The following is a 22,024-nucleotide window of genomic DNA, read 5'->3' as shown; positions in this document are numbered from 1 at the left end:
TTAAGGCGCTTGTTCCGCTGCAATTAGCCGTTTCAGCACCTGCTTGTAGCGCACCGGGCCCACGTCGATAGCCAGGATCAGCGGGTCCACCGCCGTCTGCGAATTATCGATGATGCGCTGCTGGGCCTCGATCACCGGGGCGTCCTGCTCCTCGAAGGCGAAACGGCGCGTCGCCGCGACCTTCTCCTGGATCTGCCGGTTGAGTTCGTCGCCCTTGGAGAACACCCCGAACCGCACCGCCGTGAACCAGTAGTGGGTGCTCCCGTCGTTCTCCGGCGTGAGCAGGTGGATGGCGTGATAGCCGGAACCCTGTTCCGGCGTCTCGCCGGGGCGGCAGACGCCGGTGACCAGACGCAGGGTCGAAGGCGCCATCCAGCGGATGCGGGTGAACTTGTCCACCTTCGAGGGTACGTCCGGCCACATCAGCTTGTTCATACCCGGTGGCTCGCCGGCACGGGCGTAGCGCGAGACGACGATGTCCTCGCCGTCCTGGTCGACATTGATCTCGGATTCGACGGTGTCCTGATTGCCGAGGATGCCGGCATGCAGATACGAGGTGTGCGAGAGGTCGAGGAGGTTGTCGATCACCAGCTCGTAGTTGGCTTTCACCATGATCTTGTCGAGCTTGGTGGTGTGAAGCTCCGGCTGGTTGTCCATCACGCCGAAGTCGGGGATTTTGGAATGGTCGGCGGGCTTGTCGCCCATCCAGATCCAGATCGCCTTGTGCTTCTCCGTCACCGGATAGCTGCGCACACGCGCACGCGGCGGAATGTGCTTGTTGCCGTGCGGATTGAGCGTGCACATTCCCGACGTATCGTATTCGAGCCCATGGTAGGGGCACTGGATTTTGTCGCCGCCGACAATCGCTCCCATGCTGAGCGGGGCGAAGCGATGCGCGCAACGATCTTCGAGCGCGGCAAGCTTTCCATCCGCCATGCGATAGATGACCACCGGCTCCTTGAGGATGGTGATGCCGAGCAATTTTCCAGGCGCGATGTCCTGCGACCAGGCGGCGACGTACCAGGCGTTGTGCAGATAGGTGCCGCTGGCGAGCTGCTTCTTGCTATGGACCAGCGCCTCGTGACCGAGCTGGATGTTCATCGCGCGTCCTCCGCCTTTGCGTGCAAGCAGCGATTGGCGGAGGAATTATCGAACCGAGCTTCGGCCTGGGTCAAGCAGGCCTTCGTGCAGCTCTGCCTTCTTGGATTGCGCCCCAGATGCGCGCGGGCGTCGCCGGCATGTCGATGTGCTCGACGCCGAGTTCCTTCAGCGCATCCATGATCGCGTTCATCACCACCGCGAGCGCCGGCGTGATGCCGGCTTCGCCGCCGCCTTTGACGCGCAGCGGATTGCCCTTGGTCGGGTCCTCGGTCAACGCGATGTCGAAGGAGGGAACCATGTGCGCGCGTGGGACGCCGTAGTCCATGAAGCTTCCGGTTAGCACCTGGCCCTGCTCGTCATATTGCACATTCTCGACCAGCGCCTGGCCGACGCCCTGCACGATGCCGCCATGCACCTGACCGTGCAGGATGAGCGGATTGATCGCCTGGCCCGCGTCGTCGATCGAGCCGTAGCGCGGGATGTTCACTGCTCCCGTATCCGGGTCGATCTCGACCTCGCAGATCGCGCAGCCGGTCGGGTAGGCCGGGATGCGGCCGGTGAAGGTTTTCTTCGACTCCAGCGGCTTGCCGCCGTTGAGGCTCGAGTTCTCGCTCACGGCCTGCGCGACGTCGAAGATCGTCAGGCGCCGGTTGCTGTTCGGGGCGGCAAACAGACCGTCACTGAAGGACACGTCGCTCTCCGGCACGCCGAGAATTGCTGCCGACGCGGCCTTGGCCTGCGCCACCACGTCCTCGCTTGCCTGGAACATCAGCGTGCCGCCGAGCCGCATCGAGCGATCCGAATGCGTGCCGCTGCCCGAGGGAATCTTCGAAGTATCGCCGCAGACGAAAAGAATGTCCTCGGGACGCACACCGAGCAGATCGGCCATCACCTGCGCGAAGCTCGTCTCGTGGCCCTGGCCGGTCGATTGCGTGCCGACCGCGAGCTGGACCTTGCCGGTGGGCAGCACCGTGACCTCGACGCGTTCGTGCGGAATGCCGACCGGGGTCTCGAGGTAGTTCGAGATGCCGATGCCGCGGAGCTTGCCGCGCTTCTTCGACTCCCGCTTGCGCGCGGTAAAGCCCTTCCAGTCGGAGACCTCGATCATCCGCTTCATGTTGTTGGCGAAGTCGCCGCTGTCGTAGAGCAAGCCGCTCGCGGTGCGATACGGCAGCTTCTTTTTCGGGATGACATTCACCTGCCGGATGCGAAGCCGGTCCATGCCGAGCCGCTCGGCCGCCATGTCGATCAGCCGTTCCAGCACCAAGGTCGCCTCGGGCCTGCCGGCGCCGCGAAACGGCGCGGTCGGCACCGTGTTGGTCATCATCGAGCGGCAGCGCATGTGCATCAGCGGGATGTCGTAGACCGTGGTCGCAACGCGGTAGGCGTTCGATAGCGGCACGTAGGTCACGGTCTGCCCGCCGCAGGTGCCGATGTGATCGACCCGGTAGGCGGTGATGCGGCCGTCCTTGGTGAAGGCGAGGCTCGCGGTCGTCACCAGATCGCGGCCCGCATAATCGGTGAGGAACGATTCCGAGCGGTCGTTGGTCCATTTCACCGGCCGGCCGACGCGCTTCGCGGCCCACAGGATCGAGGTCTGCTCAGGGTAGAGATTGTTGCGCAGTCCGAAGCCGCCGCCGACATCCGGACAGATGAAACGAATTTTGTCGAGCGGCAGGCCCCAGCTTTCGGCGAGCACCATGCGCGGCGCATGGACGCCCTGGTTGCCGGAGATCAGCGTGTAGGAATCGGTCACTGCATCGTACGAGCCGACGCCGGAGCGCGGCTCCATCTGGCAGTTGGCGATGCGCTGGTTGACGAAGGTCTGCTCGACCACGAGGTCGGCTGCGTCGAACGCGGCGCGCACCGCATCGACGTCGCCGAACGTCTCGTCGAGTGCCACATTGTCGGGGCAGGCGTCCGGCCAGATCGGTTCCGAGCGTTGCGCCTTGCGCACATCGGTTGCGGCCGGCAGGACTTCGTATTCCACCTGGACGGCTTCGGCCGCATCGCGCGCCGCAAGCCGTGTCTCGGCGATCACCATCGCGACCGCTTCGCCCGGATAGCGCACGCGATCGGCGACCAGCGGATACTGTTCTTCCTCCAGCACCGGCCGCTTCGCCGGGTCAAAGGCGCGCACCTTGATGTCGATCGCGCCGGCCGGATTGGCGCGCTGCAAGGCGCCCTTGAGCCCATCGGCGATATAGTCCGCGCCGGTCAGCACCGCGATCACGCCCGGCATCTTTTGCGCCGCGGCAACATCGACCCGCTTCACAACCGCATGCGCGTGGGGCGTGCGCACGAAGGCCGCATAGGCCTGACCGGTCATCGAAATGTCATCGGAATATTTGCCCGCGCCGCGCACCAGACGCAGGTCTTCGAAGCGCGGCATCGGCCGGCCGATATAGGGGCCACCTTCGGCCCGAGGCTTTCGTTCCATGGATTGGGCGTTTTGGTTCTTGTGGTTTTGCGGGCGGCAGACTATCGAACACGGACGGTCGTTACCAGCGTAACCACTTTGGGCGCGGTAGACAGATATCTCTGTAAGTAAGACCGCGGGAGAGCGCCGATGAACGTGATCGACAAGCCCGGGACGCATTTGAATTCGCGAGTGGCGGATTTCGACCGATTCCGGCTGCGGCGTTTCATCGAAGGGCTGGGCGCGGATCAACTCGATACGCGCAGCGAGCCGCACGATCTCGCGAGCCTTGCCGAGGTGATGGAGGGCAACCAGAAGGCGGTGCTGTTCCGCGCAGCGGGACCGGAAAAGGCCGAACTGGTGGGCAACGTCTCGGGCGACCGCGCGCGGCTTGCGTCGGCGTTCGGCGTCAAGCCTGCGGGGCTCCTGGCCGAGATCCAGCGGCGGCTGGGCAACAAGCCGGAGATTTTCGAAGTCACGCGCGCCGAGGCGCCGTGCCAGCAGGTGGTGCTGACCGGCGACGACGCGGACGTGACAAAGCTTCCCGTGCATCTGCAGCACGGCGCCGATGGCGGGCCATACATCTCGGCATCCATCGACTACGTCCTCGATCCGAAGACCGGTTTCACCAATGTCGGGCTGCGCCGCCTGATGCTGCGTTCGCGCCACGAGACCGGTGTCGACCTTGTCTCGCCGAGCGACCTCAAGGCGATCTACGAGGCCAACGCCGCGGCGGGCAAGCGTACGCCGGTGAGCTTCGTGGTCGGCGCGCATCCGATCGATCATGTGGCCGGCACCATGCGGCTGCCGGTCGACGAGATCGGCATTGTGGCGATGCTGCGCGACGCGCCGCTCGCGGTGGTGAAAAGCGTCACCAACGACATCCGTGTGCCGGCCGACGCCGAATACGTCATCGAGGGTTACCTCGACGAACGCGGTCATGTGGAGGCCGAGGGGCCGTATGGCGAATTCCTCGGCTATTACGGTGCGGTGAAGCGCAATCCGGTGTTTCACGTCACCGCGATCACGCATCGCAAGGATGCGCTGTTCCAGACCTCGACCATCGGCGGCAAGACGCTCGGCCGCACCGACACCGCGCAGCTTTCGGCGCTGCGCACCGAGGTCGCGATCTGGACCGCGTTGCAAGCGGCGGTGCGCGAGCCGGTCGCGGTTTACGCCACCACGTCGAGCGGCGGCGCCTTCAACGTTCGCGTCGCGATCCGCCAGCGCGTGCCAGGCGAGGCGCGCAACGCCATCGGCGCCTGCATGGGCGCGCTTGCCAACTGCAAGAACGTCTTCGTGGTCGATCCGGACGTCGACATCTTCTCCGACGAGCAGATGGACTGGGCGATGGCAACGCGCTTCCAGCCCGACCGCGATCTGATCGTGATGCACGGCATGCGCACCCTGCCGCTCGACCCGTCGCTGCCGCCGGGCGTCCGCGTCGGGGCGAAGGCCGGCTACGACCTGACCTGGCCGTTCGGCACCCAGAACCGGCTTGAGGTCCAGGTTCCAGCGCCGCCCAAGTTCGAAGGCAAGCGTTTCGCCTCGGTCGAGGCGGCGCTGGCCGATGGCCCGAAGTACTTCGAGGAACTGATGACCGCAGTGGGCAGCCGCGATGGGCGGGAGGTGGTCCGCACGCTGGGTGGCCTCCGCGACAAGCTTGCTCTCGACCGTGACGGCGAGGGGCGCTACTTCATCAAGAAATAGTGGTGCTCGGGGGAGGACGTGATCATGCGGTGGATGCCTTGGATTTTGGTGGCTGCGCTCGGTATCGGCGCGAACGCCGCCAACGCGCAGGAGAAGGTCATCAAGGTCGGCATCGCGCGCTCGACCTCCAACGCCGCTGAGCTGATGGCGCTCAAGCACGGCTATTTCAAAGAGGCCGGCATCAAGCTCGAGTGGGACGACATCGACACCACCGCGAACGTCATCGCGCTGCTGGCGCAGAACCGCTACCAGATCGTCGCCGGCGGCATCTCGGCCGGCATCTTCAACGCGCTGGAGAAGAACCTTCCGATCACCATGCTGTCCGACCGGGTCTCGACGCCGATCGGCCACAACCTGATGCTGCGGCCCGAGCTGAAGGACAAGGTGAAGAGCCTCAAGGACCTCAAGGGAAAGGTGGTGGCGAGCAACGGCCAGGGCTCGGTGTCGACCTACGAGGTGGGCAAGATGCTGGAGCGCGAGGGTCTGACCATCAACGATGTCGACTTGAAGATCCTGCCATTCACGCAGATGGGCATCGCGTTCAAGAACGGCGCGATCGACGCCGGCATTCTCATTCCGCCGTTCGTCTGGCAACTCGAAGAGCAGGGCCTCGCCGTGCCGTTCGCGAGCGTCGACGAACTGGTGCAGCCCCAGCCGATGACCATCGCCGTGATCATGGCGAACTCCGATTGGGTGAAGGCCAATCCGGATTTGGTGCAGGCCTACATGACGGCGTGGCTGAAGGGCGTGCGCGAATATTGTCAGGCCTATCACGGCGGACCGAACCGTCAGGAGGTGCTCGACGAGCTGGTCAACAGCAAGACCGAGCCGCGACGCGAGCTTCTCGAAAAGTATCCATGGCCGGCGCGCAGCCCGAATGGCCAGGTCAATGTCGCGAGCATGCTCGACATCAACAAGTGGTATGTGAAGAACAAGATGTCGGCGGTGGAATTTCCGGCCGACCGCGTGATCAACTCGAGCTTCATCGAAAAGGCGGTGGCCGCGGCCGGGCCGTTCCAGATTCAGAACAAGGACAGCAAGCTGCCGGGCTGCCGGTGAGCGTTGCGAGAGCACTGGCAGGAGAGGTGAGTTGATGCCGGTGCAGCGGCGTGGGGCGTCGGTCGATATTGTGGGCCTGCGCCGCGAGTATGTCAGCGGGCAGGGCACCGTGGTCGCGATCGATCACGTCGACCTCAAGGTCGCGCCGGGCGAATTCCTCTGCATCGTGGGGCCGAGCGGCTGCGGGAAGTCGACGCTGCTGCGCATCCTCGCCGGCCTCGACAAGCAGTCGTCGGGCACCATCAAGGTGGATTCGAAAGGCTGGGCGGTCGAGAACGCCATGGTGTTCCAGGAGAGCGGTCTGTTCCCCTGGATGGACGTCGAGACCAACGTGCGCTTCGGTCTCGACACTCGCGGCGTGTCGCGCAGCGAGGCCACGCCGCGCGTCGAGCAGGCGCTGAAGCTCGTCGGCCTCTCAAAATTCCGCAAGCATTATCCGCATCAGCTGTCCGGCGGCATGCGGCAGCGGAGCGCGATCGCGCGCGCCTTCGTCACCGATCCGGGCATGCTGCTGATGGACGAGCCGTTCGCGGCGCTCGATGCGCAGAACCGCGTCATCCTGCAGGGCGAGCTGGTGCGGCTCTGGGAGCAGACCGGCAAGACCGTGATCTATGTGACGCACTCGATCGAGGAGGCGTTGCTGATGGGCGACCGCACCGTGATCATGACGGCGCAGCCCGGCCGCATCAAACAGATCATCGATGTGCCGTTCCCGCATCCGCGCGATGTGCTCCAGCTCGCGGCATCGGCCGAGTTCGGCAAGCTCAAGCTCGACATCTGGCGGGTGCTGGAGGAAGAGGTGAACCGGGCGCGCGCGGAGATGGAAAAATGAGCGGGCTTTCGGGAAAGACCCAGGAGCGGCTGCTCTATCTGATCTCGCCGATTGGACTGCTTGCGATCTGGCAGTTGCTGCTGATGGCGGGCATCGGCGACCGCCGGTTCGTGCCGGCGCCGACCGACATCGCCTGGCGCTTCTGGGAGCTGATCCGCAGCGGCGAACTCGAGGGCCACACCGTGGTCACGCTCTATCGCGTGTTCGCCGGCTTCTTCATCGGCAGCATTCCCGGCATCGTCATCGGGCTGCTGATGGCGATGTTCCGCCCGGTGCGCATCTTCTTCGATCCGCTGATCGCGAGCCTGTTCCCGATCCCGAAGATCGCGCTGATGCCCCTTTTGCTGCTCGCCTTCGGCTTCGGCGATGCCTCGAAGATCGCGTTGGTGGTGACGGCGGTGTTCTTCCCGGTGGTGGTGAACACCTATGTCGGCGCGGCCAACATCGAGAAGATCTATTGGGACGTGGCGAAGAACTACGGCGCCAGCCAGTCGATGGTGTTCCGTCGGATCGTGTTCTTCGGCGCGTTGCCGATGATCTTTGCGGGGCTGCGCATTGCGCTCGCGGTGTCGTTCATCGTTCTGGTCGCGGCCGAGTTCGTCGCGACCAAGGCCGGCATCGGCTACATGATCTGGAACTCGTGGGAGCTGCTTCAGGTCGATGTGATGTTTTGCGGCATCGTCACAGTCGGCGTGCTCGGCCTGATTGCGACCGTCATCCTCCAGGAGATCGAGCGCAAGGTCATTCCCTGGAAGGCGGAGCGATAGTCACGCCGAAAACGAAATGGCCGGGCATGAGCCCGGCCATCGTGCAAAACAGTACCGAAGCCGCTTACTTCGGCTTCCAGTCCTTCTTCCACGCCGGCGGGTCTTCCGAGTCGATCAGCACGAAGCAGATGCGGCACGGCTTGCCCGAGTTGTTCACCCAGGCGTGGTTGGTGCCCTGCTGGACCAGGATGTCGCCGGCCTTCAGGTGCACCTGCTGGTCGTCGAGCAGCATGTCGATCTCGCCGTCGAGCACGATGGCGTAGTCGATCGAGCGCGTGCGGTGGGTGAAGATGTGGCGGTGATAGCCCTGCGTCGCGGGATCGATGCCCATCTGCCGGAGGATCTCATGATGGTCGATGCCCTGCGGCACCTTGCCGTCGTAGGGCGCGAAATCGACCACGCGGCAAATCGCGCCATTCTTGGGCGGCGGCACGCCGGTCTTCTGGGCGGCCTGGTCGCGCGTGTGCGACAGGTCCACGGGCGACTCGTTGGTCATCCATACGAGCTGGACCACGTTGCCTTCGCCGCGCTGGTTCACATAAGGCGTCGGCGCGTCGATCAGGATCACCGCCTTGCCATCGGCATCATGGCCGGTGACCACGCGCCGCACAGGTTTCTTTTCCATAGAACTCCCCAACATTGATTGGTGGCGGCATCCTTTGGGAGTTCGATGTGCCTTGTCAACTTGTCCCGCGATGCGGGTTCCGCTCCGCGATACCGCTGCGACAGTTTGCCAAGCCGTTGGTATTCCCGTCACGATTCCGAACGCATATGCTCCACGCGCGTCAGGGAGGAAGAGAAAAACCATGCCGGTGGTTCGACGTTCTGTTTGCGCGTTGTTGGGTGGTGCAATGCTGGCCGCTTGGGCGACGCCTTCATCGGCGCAGGCTCCAGCATGGCCACAGCGCTCGGTCCGTTTCTTTCTGACGCTCGGCGCAGGCTCCGGCACCGATATCGGCGGGCGGCTTCTGGCCGACCGGCTGAGCCGGAAGTGGGGCCAGCCGGTGGTCATCGAGAACAAGCCCGGCGGCGACGGCATCGTCGCAATCAGCGCGTTTCTCGGCGCCAAGGACGACCATGTGCTGCTGATGTCGCCGACCTCGGCGTTCATCGCCCATCCCTGGGTGCACGACAATCTGCCGTACAAGCCGTCGGACCTCACGCCGATCGCGCGCGTCTCGAACACCGTGATCGGCATCACCGTGCCGAAGGCTCTGCCGGTCAACTCGATGAAGGAGCTTGTGGCGCTGGCGAAAACCAAGCCGGGCGAGCTGAACTGGGCGGGCATCACCGGCGCGCTCGATTTCAACTTCGCGGGTTGGGCCAAATCCCAGAACCTGGACATGAAGAAGGTGCCGTACCGCAATCCGGTCGACGCCTCGAACGATCTCGCCGAGAACCGCGTGCAGGTCTACGAGTCCGCGGTGGCGATTGCGCAGCCGCAGCTTCAGGCCGGCAAGATCAAGCTTCTCGCCGTGGTCAATTCGGTGCGCGCGCCGGTCTATCCCGACATTCCGACGGTGGCAGAGGCAGGCTTTCCGAACATGACGATTGACGGCCTCGTCGGTCTGTTCGGCACGCCGAGCACGCCGCAGGCGCTGCGCGAGAAGATCGCGGCCGACGTCAAAGACGTGATGGACGCCGATCCGATCATCAAGGACCGCCTGATGGCGACGGCGCAGCTCCCCAATCCCGGCACGCCGGAGGAGTTCGCCAAGGCGATCGAGGATCAGCGCTCCAAACTTGCGCAGAACGCGCGCGATCTCGGCGTCAAGGAGAAGCAGTAAGGCCGCACTCGTCGGTCAGATAGCCGTCGGCAACCAGCCGGTTATTTCAAGCCGCCGAGCAGGCCCGCGACGCGCTCACTGAACGCCTTGGTTCCAAGCGGTCCGCCCAGGTCCGGCGTGCGCCATTCGGGCTTGGCCACCGCGGCGTCGAGCGCGCGCTCGATCATGTCTGCAGCCTTGGCGAGCGTGGCATCGCCGCGCCGCTCGCCAAGCCACGCCAGCAGCATCGCGACCGAGCCGATCAGTGAGCACGGATTGGCGCGATCCTGGCCGGCGATGTCAGGCGCCGAGCCGTGCTGCGCCTGCGCGAGCGCGTGCTCGTCGCCGGCGTTCACCGAGGCAGCAAGGCCGAGACTTCCGGATATCTCCGAGGCCTCGTCCGACAGGATATCGCCGAACGCATTGGTGGTGACGATCACGTCGAAACGCGTGGCGTCGCGCACGAGCAGCGCCGCCATCGCGTCCATGATCTGCTCCTCGCACTCGACCTGCGGATATTTCGCCGCGACCGCTCGCGTGCATTCCAGGAACAAGCCGTCGGACAGCCGCAGCACGTTGGCCTTGTGGACCACGGTGACTTTGCGGCGCGGCCGCGTCATCGCGAGCTTGAAGGCTGTTTCGGCGATCCGGGTCGAGCCCTTGCGGGTGATCTTGCGCACCGCGAGCGCCACGTCCTCCGTCGGCATGAACTCGCCGTTCCCGGCGAACATGTTGCGGTCGGCGTAGAAGCCTTCAGTGTTCTCGCGCACCACCACCAGATCGACCGGCTTGCCGCAGCGCGGCGGCAGGCCTGGGCGGGACTTCGCCGGCCGGATGTTGGCGTAAAGGTCGAGGCGCTTGCGCATCTCGCCTGACGGATTGAGCCCGCCTTTGGCGACCGGCGGATAGTCGTTGTGCGAGACGGGGCCGAGGATCACGCCGTCGGCGCGTTTGCCGGCCTCGAACGAGGAATCCGGCATGGTGGTGCCGTGCTTCTTCAGCGCCTCGAAGCCGATCGGCACCTCTTCGAACGTCAACCCGAGCGACAGGAGCTTGTCGACCTCGCGCACCACATGCAGCGTTGCTGCCGTGATCTCCGGGCCGATGCCGTCTCCAGGCATGACGACAAGATGCGTGCGATTGGACATGGTCTGCTCCCGCTTTCGGAGCCGGGAACCGACCATTCTCCGCGCTTCAAGTCAACGATCTATGCGGGTTTGGGGCTCAGGGCCCGCGCACCGAACAAGATGCCCACAGCGATCGGCGCCGTGATTGCGACGTGGTGCCAATGGCCGGCGGCGGCGAGGCCTGCGGTCGCGGCCCAGGAGATCGAGGAGAACGCTTCGGCGAAGGTTGCGACGCGCGACGAGGTCTGGCGGCGGCGGAAATGCTTGCGCCGCGCCTGCGTGCGGAACCAGAGCTGGATGAGCGTGGCCGAAATGGCCGAGATCACGATGCCTGTGATGGCCATTGCCGCATCATGCGGCGAGGCGAGAGCCATCACGGCCGCGAACGGCCCAAACACCATCAGAACGCTCAGGATCACGGCCTCGGTCTTGGCGCGGATCACGAAGCTTGGCGGGACGGGGGCGGTGGCGACGAGATCGGGCGCGTCCTCGCCGGAGATCGCGAGCCACGCGAGACCGCCTGCGAGTTGGCCCGCCGCCATCACCAGCACGGGGACGAGCAGCACCAGGTCGCTCGAATTCGCGCCGAACGCACGCCACAGCATCAGCCCGGGCGGCAGGAGATAGAGAAGCTGCATCAGCGTTTGCGAAGCGAGCCAGGGATCGCGGCGCAGCAGCGTCCATTCCTTCCGGCGCAGCGCGCCCTTTGGCGAGATGACACGGAAGCCCAGGCGGCGGCGCTGGATCACGCCGGTGTCGGAGACGCCGGCCGCCGCGATCGCGTGCTCGCCGAAGCGCCGTGAGAACACGACGATGGCCGCGCCAAGCAGCAGTGCGCCAAAACCCAGGGTGGCCACGAGCGCGGTCACATCACCGAGGATGGCACGGGCCGGCCACCATACCAGGCTTTCCACAGCTGGCACGTAAACGACGATCTGCTCGGACTTCAGGAATGTGAAATAGGAAAGCGTGCCGTAGGACAGAATCGCCGCGATCTGCAGCCCGATAACGAAGGTCGCTCCGACGATGGCGGCGACGATCTGCGCGGCAAGCCGTGTCCGTTTCGGTCCAATGGTGCGGAACAGGAGCACAGTAAGCGCAACCGACAGCGCCGCAGCCGTCGCTCCGATCGCGGCGACCACGCCGTAGGCCGCCCACCACCGCGCGCCGCCGCGCCAGATCAGAATGTTGATGAACGGAGCAGCAAGCAGCACCGCCATCATGATGGTCGAAATCGCCATGGCGCCGATCCGCACTGCGAACACGCGCCGCGCGGCGGTCGGTGACGACAGGATCAGGTCGAGATCGGAGCGCGCATAGAAGGCACGCGTCACCTGTTCCATCGCCTGCGACATCATCAGCGACCAGGCGAGCACGGCGCAGCCGCTGATCACAACGAGCGTGCCGCGGTCGGCATCCGGCTCGATCTCGGCGAATTGGCCGACGACCGACAGCGCGACGAAATGCATGCCGACGGCGAAGGCCAGCAGCATCAGGATGACAATCCGCGCGCGCTTGCGCTTGCCGGCGGTCAGCATCGACCACCAGTCTCGCCAGGCGAGGCGGAACTCGTGATGCGCCAAGAAAGGTAGCGATGCGCTGGTCACGCCACCTGACCAGCAGCTTGGGTCTGTTCAGCGACCAGCGTCAGGAACGTGTCTTCGAGACTGCTGTCGCCCTTGCCGGCCTTGGCGCGCAGTTCGTCGAGCGTGCCTTCGGCGATCAGCTTGCCGCCCGCGATAACGCCGATGCGGTCGGCCATGCGCTCGGCCACTTCAAGAATATGCGTGGTCATGATCACGGTGCCGCCGGCCGCGACCCGCTCGCGCAGCACGGTCTTCACCTGCCGCGCCGAGCCGGCATCGAGTCCGGTCAAAGGCTCGTCGAGGATGATCAGCATCGGGTCGTGCACCAGGGCGCCCGCGAGCGCTACCTTCTGCCGCATGCCCTTGGAAAAGCCCTCGCAGCGTTCGTGCGCGTGCGGACCCAAGCCCAGCCAGCCGATCAACTCGTTGGCGCGGCGTTCTGCTTCGACAGGCTCGATGCTCCACAGCCCCGCGACGAATTCGAGATATTCGTACGGCGTGAGCTTGTCGTAGATCATCGGCTCGTCCGATACCCACGCGGTGATGCGCTTGGCCTCGACCGGATCGGCGAGCGCATCGATGCCGAAGATCGAGATCGAGCCGGCGTCCGGGCGCAGCAGCCCGGCGACCATGCGCAGGGTCGTGGTCTTGCCGGCGCCGTTCGGACCGAGCAGCCCGTAGAACTCGCCGCGACGAACCTTGAGATCGAGATTGTCGACCGCCGGCCGATCAAACCGTTTGCAGAGCGCGCGGATATCGAGCGCCGCTGCGGGCAGGGGTTCGTGCATGGCCGTTCCGTTCGTTCGACGGGCGAACCTAGTTGAGAGAGGTTTCAGGCCCGTGAATCAAAACGCTGCGAATTTTCGGAGAATTGGACTTTATGGCCCGGCCGAGGCCACTTCGGCGCGCGTGACGAAGGCGTCAGCGAAAAATTCACCTTCCGGCAAGCCCGCGGCGATGAACTCGGATTTCGCGGCCTGGGTCATCACCGGCACGCCGCAGACATAGGCCTGGAAGCCGCTCAATGACGGATGGTCTTCGAGCACGGCCTTGTGAACGAGATTGTAGCGCATGCCGTAGGCGCGCACGTCGGAAAGCACCGGCACGTAATGGAACCGCGGATTGGTCCTGGCCCATTGCTCCGGCAGATCCGAGTAGAGGCCAGCGCGATGCCGGGCACCCCAATAGAGCGTCATGTCGCGCGCGACACCCTTGATCATCATGTCTTCGATAATCGATTTGACCGGCGCAAAGCCCGTCGAGCCCGCGACGAACAGGATCGGCTTGTTGCTGTCGCGCAAGACGAAATCGCCGAACGGGACTTCGACCTTCAGCAGGTCGCCGCGGCGGAGCTTTTCGAACACGTATGTGGTGAACGCGCCGCCCGGCACGTGGCGGATGTGAAGCTGCGCGCCGTCGCTCTCGCGCGGCGCATTGGCCATGGAGAAGTCGCGCCGCTCGCCGTTGTCGAGCAGGAGATTGAGATGCTGTCCGGCCTTGAACTTCACCCGGATGCCCGCGGGGAAGCGCAGGTGCACCAGCATCACGTCATCGGCGAGGCGCTGCAGGCGGAACACGCGCGCCACGGTGGTCTTGCGCGCAAACGGATCGGCCTTGCCGATGCTGCGCGGCGCGATGACCAGGTCCGAGCGCGGCCGGGTGTTGCAGAACAGCGCCTGGCCCTCGGCGCGCTCGGCGGGGCTCAGCGCGTCGCCTGAGAAGGCGCGGCTGTCGCCCGAGACAATGCGGCCCTTGCAGGTGCCGCACACGCCCTTGCGGCAGGAGAACGGGATTTCCAGGCCGGCGCGTTGGGCTGCATCCAGCACCGACTCGTTCGGTTCGCAGGGGAACCGATACTCGGAGTTCTCGACTGTGATGTTGAATGCCATGGCGCTACAGCGGCAGCGCCAGCAGCGTATCGATGCGCGAGGAATCGCACACCACGACGCGCTTCTTGAATTTCAGATCGCCGCCCGCGGCGTGAACCACATCGAGATAAATGCCGGTCGCGAACACGTCAGTCTTGCCGTCGTGCATGATGCGCATCACCATGAACGGCGTTTCGGTCTCGGCCTCGTCGCCGCCGTTTTTGATCACGTAGGGCATGCCGACGATGTGCCGATAGCTCTGCTTCTCGTAGACATTGGCATCGCGCAGCGACATGACACGGTCGGTCAGCATGCCACGGGTGTCGGCATAGATCATGCCGCCCTCGAAACCAGCCCTGTGGTTCTCGGCGCTGGTCACGACATAGAGGCACGGGTCGAGAAAGAAATCCGGCCAGGACTCCAGTTCGTTCCGGTCGATGCAGCGGGTGTAGGCAGCGTGCAGCGCAAGGATGCGCTCGGTGGTGATACCGGCCATCGGATGCTCGACCTCAAACGCCCATGTGAGCGCGGTAGCACTTCCAGAAGCCACGCACCGCCGCTTCCGTGGCGCGCGTGCCCTCGTTGGTCGTGCCCGAGCCGCCCATTTCCAGCACGGCGCGCTCGCCGTCGGCGGCAGCCACGCCGCGCTGCACGAAACCGCCGACCGCGCCGTCTTCCATCGACACATAGCCCGCGGGACCAGCCAGATTGTTCTGGCGGAGCCGCCGCGTCTTCATCTCCGGCGTGTCGTCAGCGAAGCCGAAGGTGGTCCAGTTCAACGCGGTCTCGCCAAGCCCTTTTGGCAGCACCTGCCGCACAGCGAGCGAGTTCTGGATCTGCTGCAGCACGAAATTCGGGAACACCGTGAGGATCTGCATGTGGCAGCCGTCGTTGAACTCGTCGGCATTGTCGAGCAGCGTCGGGTCCTTCAGCTTGAAGTCCTCGTTCTCGGAGCGAAGCCCCATCGCGGCGTAGTCGTTGCCCTGGGTGCTCTTGTCGACGAACGAGAAACTCGCGTGGTTGCCGCCGCTTGGGCTCACCACCATGCCGCCCTTCTGCGACAGCCGGTTGATGCCGAAGGTCGTGAAGAAGGTATGCAGCAGCGAGGCGTGATAGGTGTCCTTGACGTTCTCGTAATAGAGCTTCCAGTTGTTCGGCAGCATCTGGGTGAAGCGGCCGGTGACGACGGCCGGCTTGTGCAGCACGCGCTTGATGCGGGTCGCGACCTCCTCGCCGAGATACTCCTCGATCGGCGGCACGTCTTCCGAAAGGCTGCCGAACACGAGGCCTGCGAACAGCGCGATGCGAAGCTTCCGGGGGCCATGGTCCGAGCGGCAAAAGGTCTTGGGCATGCCGCCCTTGCCGTTGACGCCATCCTCGAACGCCACCGCTTTGAGGTTGCCCTTCAGGTCGTAGTTCCAGGCGTGATAAACGCAGGTGAAGTCGCGGGCGTGGCCGCCGCCGTCGAGCACGATCAGCGCGCCGCGATGCGCGCAGCGGTTTTCGAAGGCGTAGATTTCGTCGTCGGAATCCCGCGCGACCACGACCGGCATGCTGCCGAGGAACGTGGTGCGATAGTCGCCGGGCTTGCTCACCTCGGCTTCGAGGCAGAGGAAATTCCACACCGGACCTTCATAGACGCGCTGTTGCTCGAGCGCGTAGATGTCCGGCGAGTGATAGATCCAGAACGGCACGCGGGTGAGGGTGCCCTCCGGCCATTCGGTGGGCTGCGGCGAATTCGAGATCGAGCCGGGCGGGACGTTGACGTTCACTCGATCTCTCCGTTGTCATTCCGGACGCCGCGAAGCGGCGATCCGGAATCCAGATGCGAATTCAGAACGCGCCGCTGGATTCCGGGTTCGCGCCCAAAGCGCGTCGAAGACGCGCGTAAACGCGCTGGCGGGCGCGCCCCGGAATGACGGTGGCGCAAATCAACCCGTCTTGCGCGCTGGCGCGGTGGCATCCCACCACGGGCAGACATCGCGGGCGAGCTTGTAGTTGCCTTCCATCACGTTGAGCGGCAGCCGGTAGCCCTTCTCGGCGTTGGAGATGCGAAGCTCGCGCGCCTCATTGCGCTGCTCTTCGTTCAGCCAGTAGCGCTCGTGACCCCAGAGGCTCGGGCCCTGCGTAATGACCTCGGGCGTCCAGTTCTCGGTGTCGATGGTGCGGCCGCCCCAGCCGTATTCGAACATGAACTTCGACGGCGACCACGAATAGAACGAGTGGACCTGATCGTTGTAGTGCCGGCCGAAGGTGGTTGCGATCATCTCCGGGGTTTTCTGCGCGATGTCGTAGCCCTGGCCGACGTCGTCGAGATAGCAGGTTTCGACCATCAGGTGATGGATGCCGACCTTGCCGGACTCGATGAAGGCCACGCTGTGGTGGCGCGGATTGACGTGGAAGAAGTAGGCCGCGAACGGCTTGGTGAAATAGTCGCTGAGCTGGAAGCCCAGGATGTCCTGGTAGAACGGCAGGATGTCGCCGATCTTCTCGCAGTGGAGCACGGCGTGTCCCATGCCAAGCGGCCCGGTGCGGAAGCCCGAGATGGCGCGGCCGGGCTTGAACGGATCGGTGGTGGTCTCGGCGCCGTGGAAGATTTCCAGCCGGTTGCCGGCCGGGTCTGACAACACGATGAGATCGCGCACCTTGCGCTCCTCGGCGAGCGCGCGGGAGCCGCGGGCAAACGACACCTTGTGGCGCTCGAGATTGGCGGCGTAGGCGTCGAGCGCTGCGGCGTCCGCCACCTCCCAGCCGAAGAAGCCCGGCGCGTCGGCTGTGTCCTCGTGGACCACGAGCCGCTGCTTCTTGTCGTCCATCCGGAAGGTCGCCGTCCCGCGGCTCTTGTCGACGAGCTGCATGCCGAGGAACCGGCTGGCATAGGCCGTCCAGTCCTCGAGATTGGCGGTGCGAAGACCAATGTAACCCAGCGTTTCCAAGCCCATCGCCGCTTCTCCTGCGGATTTACCTAGTGATTTGCCAACCTTATACCACGGGCCGCCGCTCCGGCGGAACGCCGCGCCATGCCGAAAGCACATGGGTGCACAAGGCGGCCCCCAGGCTTTCGGCCTCATCCGCGGCCGGTCCCTTGGGCTTTCGCCCGGCTGCATCGCAGTGTTAGCGTTCCGTTACAGGTCGCTTGCACGTGCATTGAACATCCGCACGGTCACAGCAGAAGGGCCGCGGATTTCCCAACGGGAGGACGTCCATGGCCTTGCGCTGCTCTTCGATCCTGCTTGCCTTGTTGTCCGGTGCGGCCCTGGCCGTGGCCGCCAGCGCGCCGTCGCACGCCGCCGACGAACTGCGGATCGGCATGATCGCGCCGATGACTGGGCCTTTTGCTCAGGTGGGCAAAGACATGGTCGATGGTTTCAACATGTATGTCGAAGAGGCGGGAGCCGACTTCGCAGGCGCCAAGGTGAAGGTGATCGTCGAGGACGACGTTGCCAAGCCGGATACCGGCGTCACCAAGGCCAAGAAGCTGATCCTGCAGGACAAGGTGCAGCTCCTGGTCGGCGGCGTGCTGGCTTCGACCGGCTATGCGCTGGCGCCGATCTCAACCAGTGACAAGACCGTGTACATCCCGTCGGTGCCGGCGTCGGACGATCTCACGCAGCGCGACGCGTCCAAGTTTCCCTATCTGATCCGCACCGGCTGGAGCAGCTCGCAGCCGCATCACCCGCTCGGTCAATGGGCCTGCGATCAGGGCTACAAGAAAATCGTGGCGATCGGCGCCGACTACGCCTTCGGCTACGAGTCGGTGGGTGGCTTCCAGAAGGCGTTCGAGGACTGCGGCGGGCAGATCGTGCAGAAGATCTGGCCGCCGCTCGGCGCGAAGGATTTCGGGCCGTACATTCCCGGAATCAGGGCCGACGCCGACGCGGTGTTCTCGCTGATGGTCGGGCCGATGGCGCTGCAATTCCCCAAGCAGTTGCGGCAGTCCGGCTACAAGAAGCCGATCATCGGCGGCGGCACGAGCTACGACGAATTCGCGCTGCCGTTCATGGATGACGGCGTGATCGGCGACGTCTCGGCGCTGCAATACAGCGCCGCGCTCGAAACGCCGAAGAACGAGGCCTTCGTGAAGAAATACCGCACCAAGTACGGCAAGGTGCCGTCCTATTTCTCGGAAACCAATTACTCGACCGCGATGATGATCCACGAGGTGCTCAAGGGCACCAAGGGCGAGTTCCCGGGTCCCGAGCAGTTCGTCGCCAAGCTCGCGGCGCTGAAGATCGATACGCCGCGCGGGCCGGTGAGCTTCGACGACATGCGCAACCCGGTGCAGAACATCTACATCAAAAAGGTCGAGAAGAAGAAACTGTTCGGCTACGACAAGGAAGAGCTCTGGAACACGGTGATCAAGACCTATCCGGCGGTGAGCCAGTTCTGGACCTACGGCAAGGACGCGTTCCTGAAGCAGCCGGTCTACAGCCGCGACTTCCCGTCGTGCAGGTTCTGCAACTAGAAGATCTGGACAACAGAAGATACGGACCAAATCGACGGAAACACTTCGGCAGAATCCGAAGTGTTATCCGCTGAAATTTGAGCGATCCGTCCTATGTTTTGTCCATGTTTGGAACTCCGTCCATTTCAGAGGTGGCGGCGCTTGTTGGGAACCCGGCTCGCGCCAACGTTCTGATGGCATTGCTCGACGGTCGCGCTCTGACCGCTGGAGAGCTCGCATATGCAGCCGGCGTTTCGCCACAAACGACGAGCGGTCATCTCGCCAAGATGATCGACGCGCGGCTTTTGGTGCTCGCCAAGCAAGGCAGGCACTCTTATTACCGTCTTGCATCGCCTCTTGTTGGGCGGATGCTCGAAGGCCTCATGGCGGTCGCGGTCGATGGACCGCCGCGTTATCAACCAATGTGGCGGGGCGCTGACGAGTTGCGGATGGCACGTACCTGTTACGATCATCTCGCGGGTCGTCTCGGGGTTGCCTTGGCGGATGCTCTCACCGCCCGCGACTACGTTGTATTGACCGAGGATGGCGGGATGGTCACGCCTCCGGGGGAGGAGTTCTTCCTCGGTTTCGGCATTGACGTGCATCATATCGGGCACGGCCGCCGCGCATTCTGTCGGCCTTGTCTCGATTGGAGCGAGCGACGTCCACACCTCGCGGGCGCTCTGGGTGCAGCCGTTGCTGCACGATGCTTTGATCTCGGTTGGATTTCGCACGCTCGCGAGCCGCGCGTGGTGAAGATATTGCCGAAGGGGGCACGCGGCTTGGCCGATTTGTTCGGTATCGAATTGCAGCCCAGCCGCTAAGCGTTGGCATTTTGGTTTCCGCCGGATACTTCGGATTCGGCCGAAGTTGTTCGAGTGGAATTGGCTTCGCCCTGCCAGCACATTCCCATCACCCAGTCCAAAGAAGGAGATCCTGATGAATTTCGCCATCACCTATCCCGTCTGTCTGGCATTGGGCGCGTGCTTGCTGGCATCCGCCCCCATGCGCGCTGCCGATAGTGGCCGGTCATCCAACATGGAGAAGCAAACGATGCTTGAACTCACGAAAGGTTTCGCGCCGACCAGCGGACATGTCGCGCTTGCGGCAACGTGGGAGGCCAAGGACGGACAAGCGGAAGCGGTCGCGGACATCCTACGCCGCATGGCCGAAGCGGTGAAATCCGAGCCCGGCACACTGCTGTTCTGGCCACACCGTTCCTCGTCGGACGGTCGCGTGTTCTTCCTCTACGAGTTGTTCGTCGACGATGCGGCCTTCGCCGCGCACCAGCAAACGGACTATTTCAAAAAGTTGGTGGTCGGCGAAGCTTTGCCCAAGCTGGCGCGGCGCGAGCGTGTGCAAATGAAGCCGTTCCGGCCGCAAGGTCCGGAGCCTTTTGCCGAGTAGACGTGAATGCAGCCCCAAGCGCAAAGCCCCGGCCGCGAGGCCGGGGTTTTTGTTTGGACGCGTGGGCGGGCCGGAGATGGGCAGGCGCCCGCGGCGTGATCGGCGATGGGTCACCTTTGTTGACCGATGCCGCGGTGCTAGCCTCTCGCGGACACCGGACAATCTCGCCAGAGGATCGCCGGCAATCCGTTGGGAGGAGACCACATGACTCGCACGAGAGCGTCTGCGCTGCTGTTGCTGGCGGGCGCGGCCTGTTGCACGCCAGCGCAGGCCGCCGAAGAACTGCGCATCGGGTTCATCGCGCCGAAGACCGGCATCTATTCGCAGCTCGGCATCGACATGCAGAACGGTCTGCAGATGTATCTCGACGAGCACGAGGGCATGCTCGGCGGCGCCAAGGTGACGCTGATCGTCGAGGACGACCAGGGCAAGCCGGACACCGGCGTCACCAAGGCCAACAAGCTGATCCTGTCCGACAAGGTCAACATGCTGGTCGGAGGCGTGCTGGCAACCACAGGCTACGCGCTGGCGCCGGTCGCGACGCGCGAGAAGATGCTCTATCTCGGCTCGATCGCGACCGCCGACGATCTCGGCCAGCGCGACTTCGAGAAATATCCCTACATGGTGCGGCCGACCTTCGTGCCCTCGCAGCCGGCGCACCCGCTCGGACAGTGGGCTTGCGAGCAGGGTTACAAGCGCATCGCGATCATCGCGGCGGACTATGCGTTCGGTCACGAGACCTCGGGCGGATTCCAGAAGGCGTTCGAGGATTGCGGTGGCAAGATCGTGCAGAAAATCTGGCCGCCGATCGGCACCAAGGATTTCGGGCCTTATCTTCCGTTGATCAAGTCTGACATCGATGCGGTGTTCGCATTGATGGTCGGGCCGATGTCGCTGCAATTCCCCAAGCAGCTCCGCGCCGCCGGCTACAAGAAACCGATCATCGGCGGCGGCACCAACTATGACGAGTTCATCCTTCCGTCGATGGACGACACCGTGGTCGGCGATGTGTCGTCGTTTATGTACAGCGCAGCGCTCGACACGCCGAAGAACGCGGCCTTCGTGACGAAGTATCGCTCGAAGTACGGCAAGGTGCCGTCCTATTACTCCGAGGCGAACTACACCACCGCGCAATGGATCGACGAGGTGCTGAAGAAGACGAACGGCAAATATCCAGGGCCGCTGGAATTCATCAAGACAATGACAAGCGTCAAGCTCGACGCGGTGCGCGGACCGGTGTCGCTCGACGATCGGCAGACCGCAATCAACAACATCTATATCAAGAAGGTCGAGAAGAAGAAGATGTTCGGCTTCGACAAGGAGGAGCTGTGGAATACGGTCATCAAGACCTATCCGAACGTCAGCCAGTTCTGGACCTACGACAAGGCGGCGTTCTTGAAGCAGCCGCTCTACAGCCGCGATTTTCCGCCGTGTAGGTTCTGCGAATAGCGCCCGAGCGCATCGTACGGGTGTTTTCCTGGCACCGCCGATGAAATACACTCAGACCGTGTGCGCACCTCCAGCCAGCCAGCGAGCAGCTGCGAGCACGCGCATGACATGGAGACATATGCGAGCGCTGTTGCTGGAAATGCTCGCATTCTCGATCACGATCGTTGGAGAGGTGCAGTTTCTTCTTTCATCAGGAGGCTGAACATGTCGGGCATGCTTATCAATCTGATTGTCCAGATCATCGCCGGCGCAGTGGGCGGCAATGCGGCCGGGGCCGCGCTGAAAGACCTAAATCTTGGTACGCTCGGTAACACCATCGCTGGTGCGATCGGCGGTGGCGCCGGCGGCCAAATTCTGCAAGCGATTATTCCTGCGATCGCCGGGGCCGCCGGAGGCGTCGATATCGGCGGTCTCGTCGGCGGCGGCGTAGCGGGTGCCGTACTGACGGCGATCGTGGGTGCCATCAAGAATAAGTCGGCCTAGCAACAA

General features: G+C 64.1%; 20 protein-coding genes. 10 read left to right on the top strand and 10 right to left on the bottom strand.

Annotation, left to right across the window (positions count from 1 at the left end; genetic code table 11):
• Both RHPLAN_RS24765 and RHPLAN_RS24760 read right to left on the bottom strand, forming a co-directional pair.
• A complete protein-coding gene (locus RHPLAN_RS24765) occupies window positions 1-1,101 on the bottom strand; it encodes an aromatic ring-hydroxylating dioxygenase subunit alpha (RefSeq protein ID WP_084245483.1) in 1,101 nt (366 codons plus the stop codon).
• A gap of 70 nt (window positions 1,102-1,171) precedes the next feature.
• The gene (locus tag RHPLAN_RS24760; protein WP_068023455.1) at window positions 1,172-3,541 is read right to left on the bottom strand and encodes a xanthine dehydrogenase family protein molybdopterin-binding subunit; all 2,370 of its coding nucleotides are present in this window, start codon (window positions 3,539-3,541) and stop codon (window positions 1,172-1,174) included.
• A gap of 129 nt (window positions 3,542-3,670) precedes the next feature.
• On the opposite strand from RHPLAN_RS24760, the gene RHPLAN_RS24755 reads away from it, so the two are divergent.
• Genes RHPLAN_RS24755 through RHPLAN_RS24740 form a run of 4 tightly spaced genes read left to right on the top strand, consistent with a single transcriptional unit; the run spans window position 3,671 to window position 7,888 of the window.
• On the top strand, window positions 3,671-5,230 hold the full coding sequence (locus RHPLAN_RS24755; protein ID WP_068023452.1) for a UbiD family decarboxylase: 1,560 nt from the start codon (window positions 3,671-3,673) through the stop codon (window positions 5,228-5,230).
• 24 nt (window positions 5,231-5,254) lie between these two features.
• On the top strand, window positions 5,255-6,289 hold the full coding sequence (locus RHPLAN_RS24750; RefSeq protein ID WP_084245481.1) for an ABC transporter substrate-binding protein: 1,035 nt from the start codon (window positions 5,255-5,257) through the stop codon (window positions 6,287-6,289).
• Window positions 6,290-6,323: 34 nt separating this feature from the next.
• Complete coding sequence (locus RHPLAN_RS24745) at window positions 6,324-7,121, top strand: ABC transporter ATP-binding protein (RefSeq protein ID WP_068023446.1); 798 nt, start codon at window positions 6,324-6,326, stop codon at window positions 7,119-7,121.
• Window positions 7,118-7,888 carry an ABC transporter permease gene (locus tag RHPLAN_RS24740; RefSeq protein ID WP_068023444.1) on the top strand — a complete coding sequence of 257 codons (771 nt, stop codon included), beginning with the start codon at window positions 7,118-7,120 and terminating at the stop codon, window positions 7,886-7,888. Before RHPLAN_RS24745 ends, RHPLAN_RS24740 begins: the two co-directional genes overlap by 4 nt.
• 64 nt (window positions 7,889-7,952) lie before the next feature.
• Here RHPLAN_RS24740 and RHPLAN_RS40240 read toward each other — a convergent pair whose 3' ends face one another.
• The gene (locus RHPLAN_RS40240; protein ID WP_068023442.1) at window positions 7,953-8,513 is read right to left on the bottom strand and encodes a cupin domain-containing protein; all 561 of its coding nucleotides are present in this window, start codon (window positions 8,511-8,513) and stop codon (window positions 7,953-7,955) included.
• A gap of 226 nt (window positions 8,514-8,739) precedes the next feature.
• Between RHPLAN_RS40240 and RHPLAN_RS24730 the strand changes: the two genes are divergently transcribed.
• Complete coding sequence (locus tag RHPLAN_RS24730) at window positions 8,740-9,675, top strand: Bug family tripartite tricarboxylate transporter substrate binding protein (RefSeq protein ID WP_068023439.1); 936 nt, start codon at window positions 8,740-8,742, stop codon at window positions 9,673-9,675.
• A gap of 41 nt (window positions 9,676-9,716) precedes the next feature.
• On the opposite strand, the gene RHPLAN_RS24725 is transcribed toward RHPLAN_RS24730, so the two are convergent.
• From RHPLAN_RS24725 to RHPLAN_RS24695, 7 genes are all read right to left on the bottom strand, one after another.
• Complete coding sequence (locus RHPLAN_RS24725; RefSeq protein ID WP_068023436.1) at window positions 9,717-10,802, bottom strand: isocitrate/isopropylmalate dehydrogenase family protein; 1,086 nt, start codon at window positions 10,800-10,802, stop codon at window positions 9,717-9,719.
• A gap of 59 nt (window positions 10,803-10,861) precedes the next feature.
• Complete coding sequence (locus RHPLAN_RS24720) at window positions 10,862-12,388, bottom strand: permease (RefSeq protein ID WP_068023434.1); 1,527 nt, start codon at window positions 12,386-12,388, stop codon at window positions 10,862-10,864.
• Entirely contained in the window at window positions 12,385-13,155 is a 771-nt protein-coding gene (locus RHPLAN_RS24715) for an ABC transporter ATP-binding protein (protein WP_068023431.1), read from the bottom strand. The genes RHPLAN_RS24720 and RHPLAN_RS24715 overlap by 4 nt, the downstream gene beginning before the upstream one ends.
• 90 nt (window positions 13,156-13,245) lie before the next feature.
• Window positions 13,246-14,256: a 2Fe-2S iron-sulfur cluster-binding protein gene (locus RHPLAN_RS24710; protein ID WP_068023427.1), complete on the bottom strand. Its 1,011-nt coding sequence runs from the start codon at window positions 14,254-14,256 to the stop codon at window positions 13,246-13,248.
• A 4-nt stretch (window positions 14,257-14,260) separates the two neighbouring features.
• Window positions 14,261-14,731 (bottom strand): aromatic-ring-hydroxylating dioxygenase subunit beta, encoded by a 471-nt coding sequence (locus RHPLAN_RS24705; protein WP_068023424.1) that lies wholly within the window; start codon window positions 14,729-14,731, stop codon window positions 14,261-14,263.
• A gap of 13 nt (window positions 14,732-14,744) precedes the next feature.
• Window positions 14,745-16,007, bottom strand: coding sequence for an aromatic ring-hydroxylating oxygenase subunit alpha (locus RHPLAN_RS24700; RefSeq protein ID WP_084245477.1), 1,263 nt, complete (start codon window positions 16,005-16,007; stop codon window positions 14,745-14,747).
• Window positions 16,008-16,166: 159 nt separating this feature from the next.
• The gene (locus tag RHPLAN_RS24695; RefSeq protein WP_068023421.1) at window positions 16,167-17,177 is read right to left on the bottom strand and encodes a VOC family protein; all 1,011 of its coding nucleotides are present in this window, start codon (window positions 17,175-17,177) and stop codon (window positions 16,167-16,169) included.
• Between the two features lie 263 nt (window positions 17,178-17,440).
• Between RHPLAN_RS24695 and RHPLAN_RS24690 the strand changes: the two genes are divergently transcribed.
• From RHPLAN_RS24690 to RHPLAN_RS24670, 5 genes are all read left to right on the top strand, one after another.
• On the top strand, window positions 17,441-18,700 hold the full coding sequence (locus RHPLAN_RS24690; protein WP_068023418.1) for an ABC transporter substrate-binding protein: 1,260 nt from the start codon (window positions 17,441-17,443) through the stop codon (window positions 18,698-18,700).
• Between the two features lie 104 nt (window positions 18,701-18,804).
• Window positions 18,805-19,503 (top strand): ArsR/SmtB family transcription factor, encoded by a 699-nt coding sequence (locus tag RHPLAN_RS24685; protein ID WP_068023415.1) that lies wholly within the window; start codon window positions 18,805-18,807, stop codon window positions 19,501-19,503.
• 115 nt (window positions 19,504-19,618) lie between these two features.
• Window positions 19,619-20,086 carry a putative quinol monooxygenase gene (locus tag RHPLAN_RS24680; RefSeq protein WP_068023412.1) on the top strand — a complete coding sequence of 156 codons (468 nt, stop codon included), beginning with the start codon at window positions 19,619-19,621 and terminating at the stop codon, window positions 20,084-20,086.
• Between the two features lie 204 nt (window positions 20,087-20,290).
• Complete coding sequence (locus RHPLAN_RS24675; RefSeq protein ID WP_068023410.1) at window positions 20,291-21,535, top strand: ABC transporter substrate-binding protein; 1,245 nt, start codon at window positions 20,291-20,293, stop codon at window positions 21,533-21,535.
• Between the two features lie 204 nt (window positions 21,536-21,739).
• Window positions 21,740-22,018, top strand: coding sequence for a hypothetical protein (locus RHPLAN_RS24670; protein WP_198164476.1), 279 nt, complete (start codon window positions 21,740-21,742; stop codon window positions 22,016-22,018).
• Window positions 22,019-22,024 lie beyond the last annotated feature (6 nt).

The organism is Rhodoplanes sp. Z2-YC6860, assembly GCF_001579845.1.
In the GTDB taxonomy this organism is placed as follows: domain Bacteria; phylum Pseudomonadota; class Alphaproteobacteria; order Rhizobiales; family Xanthobacteraceae; genus Z2-YC6860.
Note: the sequence above shows the minus strand (reverse complement) of the source record. Positions and strands in the feature narration are given on the sequence as shown.

Excerpts from the sequence above, each read along its gene's own strand:
- RHPLAN_RS24765 (WP_084245483.1), bottom strand. The coding sequence starts at position 1,101 with ATGAACATCCAGCTCGGTCACGAGGCGCTGGTCCATAGCAAGAAGCAG.
- RHPLAN_RS24760 (WP_068023455.1), bottom strand. The coding sequence starts at position 3,541 with ATGGAACGAAAGCCTCGGGCCGAAGGTGGCCCCTATATCGGCCGGCCG.
- RHPLAN_RS24755 (WP_068023452.1), top strand. The coding sequence starts at position 3,671 with ATGAACGTGATCGACAAGCCCGGGACGCATTTGAATTCGCGAGTGGCG.
- RHPLAN_RS24750 (WP_084245481.1), top strand. The coding sequence starts at position 5,255 with ATGCGGTGGATGCCTTGGATTTTGGTGGCTGCGCTCGGTATCGGCGCG.
- RHPLAN_RS24745 (WP_068023446.1), top strand. The coding sequence starts at position 6,324 with ATGCCGGTGCAGCGGCGTGGGGCGTCGGTCGATATTGTGGGCCTGCGC.
- RHPLAN_RS24740 (WP_068023444.1), top strand. The coding sequence starts at position 7,118 with ATGAGCGGGCTTTCGGGAAAGACCCAGGAGCGGCTGCTCTATCTGATC.
- RHPLAN_RS40240 (WP_068023442.1), bottom strand. The coding sequence starts at position 8,513 with ATGGAAAAGAAACCTGTGCGGCGCGTGGTCACCGGCCATGATGCCGAT.
- RHPLAN_RS24730 (WP_068023439.1), top strand. The coding sequence starts at position 8,740 with ATGCTGGCCGCTTGGGCGACGCCTTCATCGGCGCAGGCTCCAGCATGG.
- RHPLAN_RS24725 (WP_068023436.1), bottom strand. The coding sequence starts at position 10,802 with ATGTCCAATCGCACGCATCTTGTCGTCATGCCTGGAGACGGCATCGGC.
- RHPLAN_RS24715 (WP_068023431.1), bottom strand. The coding sequence starts at position 13,155 with ATGCACGAACCCCTGCCCGCAGCGGCGCTCGATATCCGCGCGCTCTGC.
- RHPLAN_RS24710 (WP_068023427.1), bottom strand. The coding sequence starts at position 14,256 with ATGGCATTCAACATCACAGTCGAGAACTCCGAGTATCGGTTCCCCTGC.
- RHPLAN_RS24705 (WP_068023424.1), bottom strand. The coding sequence starts at position 14,731 with ATGGCCGGTATCACCACCGAGCGCATCCTTGCGCTGCACGCTGCCTAC.
- RHPLAN_RS24695 (WP_068023421.1), bottom strand. The coding sequence starts at position 17,177 with ATGGGCTTGGAAACGCTGGGTTACATTGGTCTTCGCACCGCCAATCTC.
- RHPLAN_RS24690 (WP_068023418.1), top strand. The coding sequence starts at position 17,441 with ATGGCCTTGCGCTGCTCTTCGATCCTGCTTGCCTTGTTGTCCGGTGCG.
- RHPLAN_RS24685 (WP_068023415.1), top strand. The coding sequence starts at position 18,805 with ATGTTTGGAACTCCGTCCATTTCAGAGGTGGCGGCGCTTGTTGGGAAC.
- RHPLAN_RS24680 (WP_068023412.1), top strand. The coding sequence starts at position 19,619 with ATGAATTTCGCCATCACCTATCCCGTCTGTCTGGCATTGGGCGCGTGC.
- RHPLAN_RS24675 (WP_068023410.1), top strand. The coding sequence starts at position 20,291 with ATGACTCGCACGAGAGCGTCTGCGCTGCTGTTGCTGGCGGGCGCGGCC.
- RHPLAN_RS24670 (WP_198164476.1), top strand. The coding sequence starts at position 21,740 with ATGTCGGGCATGCTTATCAATCTGATTGTCCAGATCATCGCCGGCGCA.